8 protein-coding genes and 1 pseudogene are annotated in these 8,273 nt (G+C 74.9%); 6 read left to right on the plus strand and 3 right to left on the minus strand.

The window, feature by feature from the left end; translation table 11 throughout:
* A pseudogene (locus AB0B41_RS41835) lies at positions 1 to 308 on the minus strand (glucose-6-phosphate dehydrogenase); the annotation flags it as partial.
* 234 nt (positions 309 to 542) lie between these two features.
* Between AB0B41_RS41835 and AB0B41_RS41840 the strand changes: the two are divergent.
* From AB0B41_RS41840 to AB0B41_RS41860, 5 genes are read left to right on the plus strand one after another with little or no spacing between them, the layout of a single operon-like run.
* Positions 543 to 1,928 (plus strand): cytochrome ubiquinol oxidase subunit I, encoded by a 1,386-nt coding sequence (locus AB0B41_RS41840; protein WP_358212623.1) that lies wholly within the window; start codon positions 543 to 545, stop codon positions 1,926 to 1,928.
* Between the two features lie 16 nt (positions 1,929 to 1,944).
* Positions 1,945 to 3,003, plus strand: a complete 1,059-nt coding sequence (gene cydB, locus AB0B41_RS41845) for a cytochrome d ubiquinol oxidase subunit II (protein ID WP_358212624.1) — start codon at positions 1,945 to 1,947, stop codon at positions 3,001 to 3,003.
* 9 nt (positions 3,004 to 3,012) lie between these two features.
* Positions 3,013 to 3,897, plus strand: coding sequence for a PHP domain-containing protein (locus AB0B41_RS41850; protein ID WP_358212625.1), 885 nt, complete (start codon positions 3,013 to 3,015; stop codon positions 3,895 to 3,897).
* 37 nt (positions 3,898 to 3,934) lie between these two features.
* The gene (locus AB0B41_RS41855; protein ID WP_358212627.1) at positions 3,935 to 4,852 is read left to right on the plus strand and encodes a PD-(D/E)XK nuclease family protein; all 918 of its coding nucleotides are present in this window, start codon (positions 3,935 to 3,937) and stop codon (positions 4,850 to 4,852) included.
* Positions 4,849 to 5,160 carry a hypothetical protein gene (locus tag AB0B41_RS41860; RefSeq protein ID WP_358212629.1) on the plus strand — a complete coding sequence of 104 codons (312 nt, stop codon included), beginning with the start codon at positions 4,849 to 4,851 and terminating at the stop codon, positions 5,158 to 5,160. Before AB0B41_RS41855 ends, AB0B41_RS41860 begins: the two co-directional genes overlap by 4 nt.
* A 194-nt stretch (positions 5,161 to 5,354) precedes the next feature.
* On the opposite strand, the gene AB0B41_RS41865 is transcribed toward AB0B41_RS41860, so the two are convergent.
* Positions 5,355 to 6,029: a hypothetical protein gene (locus tag AB0B41_RS41865; protein WP_358212631.1), complete on the minus strand. Its 675-nt coding sequence runs from the start codon at positions 6,027 to 6,029 to the stop codon at positions 5,355 to 5,357.
* Between the two features lie 290 nt (positions 6,030 to 6,319).
* Between AB0B41_RS41865 and AB0B41_RS41870 the strand changes: the two genes are divergently transcribed.
* On the plus strand, positions 6,320 to 7,147 hold the full coding sequence (locus AB0B41_RS41870) for an aldo/keto reductase (RefSeq protein WP_358212633.1): 828 nt from the start codon (positions 6,320 to 6,322) through the stop codon (positions 7,145 to 7,147).
* On the opposite strand, the gene AB0B41_RS41875 is transcribed toward AB0B41_RS41870, so the two are convergent.
* The coding region (locus tag AB0B41_RS41875) for a hypothetical protein (protein WP_358212635.1) at positions 7,144 to 8,273 on the minus strand (1,130 nt) is incomplete at its 5' end. The two genes, AB0B41_RS41870 and AB0B41_RS41875, sit on opposite strands and share 4 nt — an antisense overlap.

Below are 8,273 nucleotides of genomic sequence, written 5' to 3' on the forward strand. Positions count from 1 at the left end.
CCGTCGCCGATCTCCCGGCTCATCGCCTCGTAGGTCGCCGGGTCGCCGAGGTCGCCGTCGACGTAGCGCAGCAGGCCCAGCATGGTCCGGCCGGGACCCGAGTCCGGGTCGAGGTCGTTGCGGCGCAGCGACTGCGCGGCGTAGTCCCGGAACTGCTCCAGGCCCCACCCGCTCTTCGCGACGCCGATCACCGGCACGTCCAGGACGCCCCGCTCCACCAGCCCGACCAGTGCCGGGAAGGTCTCCAGCTTCGCCAGGTCCCCGGTCGCGCCGAAGATCACGAGGGCGTCCACCCGGTCCGTCGCCATGGTCTGCTCCTGTCCGCCGGGGTCTGCGAGGTCCTGCGGGTGCCCGTCACCGTGCTGTGCCGCGGGCGGCCGCCACCTCACTCGCACCGGATGAGCCGGGCCCGCGGACCCGGTCGACGACGACGGGAGCGGCGGACGAACCGGACACGGGCGCCGGAGCCGTCGGCGGTCACGGCGTCCGGGTCGCCCGCGCCGGGTGATGCCCGCGCGGTGAGCCGACCCGACGGTGGGCCCGTGTCCGTGGTCGACCTCGCCCGCCTGCAGTTCGCCGCCACGTCGATCTATCACTTCCTGTTCGTCCCGCTGACGATCGGCCTGGCGCTGCTGACCGCTGTCCTGCAGACCTGCTGGTACCGCACGGACAAACCCGAGTACCTGCGGCTGACCCGCTTCTTCGGGGTCCTGCTGGTGATCAACGTGGCGGTCGGCGTCGTGACCGGGCTCGTGCAGGAGTTCCAGTTCGGGATGAACTGGTCCGGCTACTCCCGGTTCGTCGGCGACGTGTTCGGGGCGCCGCTGGCGATGGAGGGGCTCGCGGCCTTCTTCCTCGAGTCGACGTTCCTGGGCCTGTGGGTGTTCGGGCGGGACCGGCTGTCCCGGCGGGTGCACCTGGCCACGATCTGGGCCGTCGCCGTCGGCGGCGTGCTCTCGGCGGCGTTCATCATGGCCGCGAACTCGTGGATGCAGAACCCGGTCGGCTACACGATCGACCCGGTGACGCAGCGCGCGCAGCTGACGAGCATCGGCGCGGTCCTGACCAATCCGGTGTTCCTGCGGAGCCTGCTGCACGTGCTGCTCGCGTCGCTGGTCACGGCGGCGGTCGTCATGCTGGCCGTGGCGGCGTGGCACCTGCGCCGCAGGTCGCACACCGCGGAGTTCGGCCATGCGGCGCGGGTCGCGCTGGCCGCGCTGGCCCCGGCCCTGGCGCTCAACCTGCTCGTCGGCAGCGAGCTGGGCGTCACCGAGGGCGAGTACCAGCCGATGAAGATCGCGGCGGCCGAGGCGCAGTGGCAGACCTGCCAGCCCTGCTCGTTCTCGCTGTTCCAGATCGGCGGGGGCAACGACGACCAGACCCCGTCGAAGATCATCCAGGTCCCGCACCTGCTCTCGCTGCTGGCCACGAACTCGTGGAACGGGCAGGTGGTGGGGCTCAACGACCTGCAGGCGCAGTACGTGCAGCAGTACGGCCCGGGTGACTACGTGCCCAACGTCTTCGTCCAGTACTGGGCGATGCGGGCGATGGCCTACCTCGGCAGCCTGCTGCTCGTCGTCGCGCTGTGGGGGCTGTGGCGGCGGAAGCGGCTCGTCGAGTCGCGCCGCTTCCTCGCGGTGGCGATCTGGTGCCTGCCGCTGCCGTTCCTGGTCAACACCGCGGGCTGGATCCTGACCGAGAACGGCCGCCAGCCGTGGATCGTGCAGGGGCTGCAGAAGACGGCGGACGCCCACTCGCCGTCGGTGGGCGCGGCGGCCATCGTCACGAGCCTGCTGATCTTCTCCGTGCTCTACGGCGTGCTGGCCGTCGTGGACTGGGGGCTGATGGCGCGGTACGCCCGCAGGGAGCTCCCGGCCGAGGAGGCCGCCGACGAGGTCGAGGCGCCCACCCCGGCGCCCACCTACTGACCCGGGAGGTGTGCCGATGACCCTCGTCGCGTTCTGGTTCGTCGTCCTCGCGGTGGTGTGGACCGGGTTCCTGCTGCTCGAGGGGTTCGACTTCGGGGTGGGCATGCTGCACGGCGTCGTCGGGCGCGACGAGGCCGGTCGCGACCTGGCGATCCGCAGCATCGGGCCGGTGTGGGACGGCAACGAGGTGTGGCTCGTCGTGGCCGCCGCGGTGACCTTCGCGGCGTTCCCCGTCTGGTACGCGACGATGTTCTCGGCCTACTACCCGGTGCTGGTCGTCGTGCTGGTCGCGCTGATCCTGCGCGGGGTGTCCTTCGAGTTCCGCGCCCACTCGGAGTCGCCGCGCGCCCGGGCGCTGTGGAGCGGCGCGCTCACCGGCGGGAGCCTGGTGATCCCGCTCGGCCTCGGCATCCTGCTCGGCGGGCTGCTGGCCGGGGTCCCGATCGACTCCGCGCAGGAGTTCGTGGGCGGTGCCGGTGACCTGTTCCCGCCCTACGCCCTCGCGACGGGGGCGACGGTCGTGCTGGTGTGCCTGGTGCACGGCGCCGTGTTCCTCGCCCTGCGCACCACCGCGGTCCTCCGCCGGCGGGCCCTCGGGATCGCCCGGGCCCTCGCCCCGGTGGTCGCCGTCGTCGTCACCGGGTGGGCGGCGTGGACCCGGGTGACCGCCGGCGACGGGGTGCTGCTGTCCGTCGCCGAGTTCGGGGCGATCCTCGCGGCGATCACGGCGGCCGCCTTCGTGCACGTCCGGCGGGAGGGCCTGGCGTTCGCCGCCACCGCCACGACCATGGCCGCCCTGACGACGTCGATCTTCTCCGAGCTGTACCCGCGCGTGATGGTGTCCAGCCTCGGCCCCGCGAACGACCTCACCACCACGAGCACCGCCTCCGCCTCGTACGCGCTGACCGTCATGACGGTGGTCCTGGCGGTCCTGCTGCCCGTCGTCCTGGCGTACCAGGCGTGGACCTACCACGTGTTCCGCGCCCGGCTCCGCGGGCCGGCGCGTGTGCCGGAGCCGGCGCCGGGGACGCCCGCCGATCCCGGTGGGGCGGTCGGATCCACCGACGTCCCCTAGGGTCGGCGGGTGGCCCTGATCGACCTGCACACCCACTCGACCGTCTCCGACGGCACCGAGACCCCCGAGGAGCTGGTCGCCACGGCGGCCGCCGCGGGCGTCACGACGCTCGCGCTCACCGACCACGACACCACGGGCGGCTGGGACCGTGCCGCCGCCGTGCTCCCGCAGGGGATGCGGCTGGTGCGCGGGGCGGAGTTCTCCTGCGTCAGCCCCACCGGCCGGCCGGAGACGCCGGGGGACAAGGCCACCGTGTCCGTCCACCTGCTCGGGTACCTGTTCGACCCGGAGCACCCCGCGATCGTCGCCGAGCAGCGGCGGCTGGTGGCCGAGCGCGTCGAGCGGCTGCGGAAGATGGCCCGCAACGTCGCCGCCGACTACCCGCAGCTCGACGCCGACCGCGTGTTCGACCTCGTCCCCGAGGGCACCACGCCGGGCCGTCCCCACCTGGGGCGGGCGCTGGTCGCGGCCGGGGTCGTCGAGTCGGTGAACGAGGCCTTCGCCAGCATCCTGCGCACCGGCAGCAAGTACTACGAGCCGAAGACCGACACCCCCGTCGAGCTGGCCGTCGAGATGATCGTCGAGGCGGGCGGCGTCGCGGTGTTCGCGCACCCGCTGGCGCGCCGGCGCGGCCGGGTCATCGAGACCTCGGTGCTGGCCGATCTCGCCCGGATCGGGCTCACCGGCGTCGAGGTCGACCACCCCGACCACGATCCCGCGGACCGGGAGCTGCTGCGCGGCGTCGCGGGCGAGCTGGGCCTGGTCCCGACGGGGTCCAGCGACTTCCACGGCACCAACAAGAGCACCCCGATCGCCGCCGAGACGACCGCGCCCGAGGCCCTCGAGGAGCTGCTCGCGAAGGCCACCGGCGTCGACGTCGTCGAGGGCGCCTGAGCGCGGGCCGGGGCCGCCCGGCCGGTACCGTGGCGCGGTGCCCGGTTCCTCCTCCCGCGCCGCCGGGAGCGGCGGACAGCTCGGCTTCGACGACCTGCTCGACGACGGGTCGCTCCCCACCGGGGTCGCCCGGGAGGCCGCACGGTGGGCCCGGCCGCTGATCCGCGTCACGCCCGCCCGGCTCGGCACCTGGGAGTCGTGTCCGCGGCGCTACCGGCTGACCTACGTCGAGAAACCCGCGCCGCCGCGCGGCGGGCCGCGGGCGGCGAGCACGCTCGGCGCGGTCGTGCACCTCGCGCTGCGCGCGTTGTACCTGCGCCCGGTGCGCGAGCGGACCCCGGACCAGGCCGCCGCGCTCGTCGACCGCAACTGGTCCGGCGAGGGCTTCCGCGACAGCGCACAGGAGGCGGAGTACCGCGGCCGGGCCCGTGGCTGGGTGGCCGACTACGTTGCCGAGCACGTCGAGGGCAGGCCGGAGCCGCTGGGCGTCGAGCGCTGGGTGTCCGCGCCGACCTCGGCGATCGTCGCCGAGGGCCGCGTGGACCGGATCGACGGCGACGCGCGCGCGGCCGTGATCGTCGACTACAAGACCGGGCGGCGGGTCCCCGAGCCCGGCGACGCGCGGGACTCGGCGGCCCTCGCCCTGTACGCCCTGGGCGCCGCCCGCACGCTGCGCCGCGACTGCCGGCGTGTCGAGCTGCACCACCTGCCGACCGGCCGGGTCGCCGCCTGGGAGCACGACGAGGCCTCCCTGGCCGGGCACGTCTCGCGGGCCGAGCGCGGTGCCCTCGAGGCCGCCGACGCCGCTGACGCGCTCGTCGCCGGCGGCGAGCCCGACACCCTCTTCCCGCCGCGCCCGGGCTCCCGGTGCGCCGCCTGCGACGTCCGCCGCCACTGCCCCGAGGGGCAGGCCGCCGGGCCGCCGGCGGCGCCGTGGGACGACCTGGTCCCGTGACGGCCGCGCGGGCCCGGGCGGGCCGGGGGCGGGGCCTGCCCGGACGCGTGCTGCGCGGCACCTCCGGGGTCCTGGCGGCCGGGCTGGTCGGGCTGTTCGTGGTCCTGCTGGCGGGCTGGGCCTTCACCACCCGGACCGGCTCCGCAGGGCCGGGGACGGGGATGCTCGTCGGGCACGGCCTGGCCGCGGCCGCCGCCGTCGTCGCGCAGGTGGTGGCCGACCGGCGGGACGGGCGCGCCGGCGCCCTCGCCGCCTGGCTGGTGGTCGCGATCGCCGCCGGGGTGCTCGGGGGGTACTGGTTGTTCTGAGCGGCCCGTGCCGTTCGCAGAGCGCTCGGGCCACCTTGACGGTCCCTCGGGTGGGCGGTGATCGTCGCACTCCGCCGGGCGCGGGCGGGTACGCGGGCGCCCCGCGCGGGCGGGGGCCGCGCGGGGCGCATCGGGACACCGGGCCGTTCGTGCGTGACCACCTGCGGCCCGGTGCGGCGCAGGGGGAAGGCGGGTCAGGTGGCCGGGACGGAGACCGAGGGCGGCGCAGGGATGCTGTTCAGGTCGTCGACCAGCTGGTTCGTGGCCTGGAAGAGCACGGCCATGCCGTAGATCCCCATCGCCAGGCCGATCGCGGACAGGGCGACACCGACCGCGGTGCCGATCGTGTTCGTGGCCCGGCCCTTGCGGAGCCGGCCGATCCCGGCGAGCCCGAGGGCCAGGCCCACGATCCCGAGGACGATCGCGACGAACCCGGTCAGCGGGACCAGGCCGAACAGGATCGCGATCGGGCCCAGGATCACGGCGGCGAGGCCGAGGCCGTTGCGGGCCTCCCGGGCGGCCACCGTGGGCATCGGAGTGGGCATCTGACCCGACACGGGCACGGGCCACGCAGGGTTCGGGACGGGCATCGCCGGCCCAGCCGCGAGCATCGCCGCTCCGGGCGCCGTGCACGCGGACATCGCCGGCGCCGGCGTCGCCGACCCCACCGCGGGCATGGCCGCAGCCATCGCTGCGGAGGCGGCGTAGGGGCCGTACGGCGCCATGGCCGGCGCGACCGGGAGCGCCATGTGCCCACCGCCCGACCCCGCGTACGACCCGGTCCGGGGCGGCAGCGGGTACTGCCCGCTGGTGCGCTGCATCGGGACGGCGGGGCGGGGCGGGTACGGCGTTCGCGGTCGCACCGGCATGCCGGGCTGCGCGGGGGCGGCGGGCGGCGTCTCCGGACGGGTAGCCGGGGTGGTGGGGCGGGCGGCGTGCCGGCCGGTGACCCAGGCACCGGTTGTCGAGGTCGGGCGGGAGGGGCCGCGACCGGTGGCGGTGTGCCGGCCGGAGCGGGTTGACGAGCGCGGGAACGAGGTGGTCACACTGCTCTCATCGGGCGTTCATACTGGTCCGTTTCGTTCAACGAGCCGCCGTCGTCAGTCTTGAGGACGCGCAAGGTCTCGCGGCTTCGTTTGTCCTGACATACTGTCGTTTCATGACGGTCCCCTCGCTCACGATGCTCGACGGCCGCGAGGTGCCGGCGGTCGGATTCGGCACCTACCCCCACGCCGGCGACGACTCCCGGACCACGGCGATCTCCGCCCTCGACGCCGGCTACCGGCTCCTCGACACCGCGCTGCGGTACGAGAACGAGCAGGGTGTCGGGCGCGCCGTCCGCGAGTACGACCTGCCGCGCGAGGACATCCTCGTCGCGACCAAGCTCGCCGGCCGCCACCACGGCTACGACGAGACCCTCAAGGGCTTCCAGGAGTCCCTCGACAACCTCGGCCTGGACTACGTCGACCTCTACCTCATCCACTGGCCGCTGCCGCGCCTGGACAAGTACGTGGACAGCTGGAAGGCGATGATCCGGCTGCGCGAGGAGGGGCTGGTCCGGTCGATCGGCGTCTCGAACTTCACCGAGGCCCACCTGCGCCGGCTGGTCGACGAGACCGGCGTGGTGCCGGTGATGAACCAGGTCGAGATGCACCCGTACTTCCCGCAGGCCGCGCTGCGGGAGGTGCACGCCGAGCTCGGCGTCGTCACCGAGAGCTGGAGCCCGATGGGCCGCGGCGAGCTGCTTGCCGAGCCGACCGTCGTGCGCATCGCCGAGGCCCACGGCGTCACACCGGCGCAGGCGATCCTGCGGTGGCACGTGCAGCTGGGCGTGGTCCCGATCCCCAAGTCGGCGGATCCGGAGCGCCAGCGGACCAACCTCGACCTCTTCGGCTTCGAGCTCTCCGACGACGAGGTGGCGGCCCTGTCCGCACTCGAGCCCGGTCGGATCTGGGACCAGGACCCGGAGACCTACGAGGAGTTCTAGACCGGGCGCAGCGCCACGAGCTCGCTCCCGCGCTGCTCGTAGAGCATCCCGCCCTGGGCGGCGAGCAGGACCTTCCCGGTGTACCCGCCGCGGTCCACCGGGATCGTCCGCTCGACCGTGCCGCGCAGCGGGTCGACGACGGCGATCCCCGCCTCGACCGGCACCAGCCAGCCGCCCGCGTAGGCCGTGCCGGGGCCGAGCGTGCCGCGCAGCGTCCAGACGGGCGCGAGGCCGGTCCGGTCCAGCGCGATCGTCCGCGAGCCGCTCCACCAGTACGTGCGGGCGGTGTCGCTCGCGGTGGCGCCGATCCCGTCCGCCGGCGGGGCGATCTCGGACTCCGGGACGTCCAGCCCGATCAGGCCCACCTGGTTGCCGCTGCGGTCGAGGATCTGCAGCTCCGGCGGCCCGGGCAGCAGCACGGCCTCCCGGTCCGCCGACACGGCGAGCAGCTGCGCGCCGCGGGCGGAGAGCTGCGTGGAGAACTCGACGTTGGGGGTGTCGGCGTCGCCGGAGCCGTCGGGGCGCAGCACGGTGAGCCGGTCCCCACTGTCGGCGGCGCAGTTCTCGAGCACGCCAAGCCTCCCGCTGCCCAGGGCGAGCGAGGTGTAGCTGCACCCCGGCCGCGGCTGGCGGCCCGGCTGGGCGGGCGCGACGACGGCGCCGTACTGGGCGGTCGTGACCAGGTCCGACCGCATCGTCTCGATGTAGTCCCGGCTGTTGGCCGAGACCACGCTGCCGGCGGCGAGCAGACGCGCTCCGGGCCGGACGTCGAGGTTCGCGGCCGGCCCGCGGGTGCCGAGGTCCGCGTCGAGCGCCGTCAGCTCGCTGCACCATTCGCCGGAGTCGTCCTGGTAGAGCGCGAGCGCCCGGCCGAAGCCCTCGGCGACCGTGCACAGCGGCCGGTCCCGGGTGTACCGCCAGCGTTCGGCGCCCGTGGTCGCGTCCCGCCCGATCACGGTCCCGCCGTCGGCGGTCACGACCCCCGGCCCGGCGACGACGGGGACGGGCGCGGCGCCGCTGGCCGCGCGCCAGGCCTCCACGAACCCGGCGGGCACGGCGGTGGACATGGTCCGGGTGGCCGGGCTGAAGCGTCGCGACGAGACCGGCCTGGCCGTGCGCAGCGCCG

This window comes from Pseudonocardia sp. NPDC049154 (assembly GCF_040648315.1).
In the GTDB taxonomy this organism is placed as follows: domain Bacteria; phylum Actinomycetota; class Actinomycetes; order Mycobacteriales; family Pseudonocardiaceae; genus Pseudonocardia.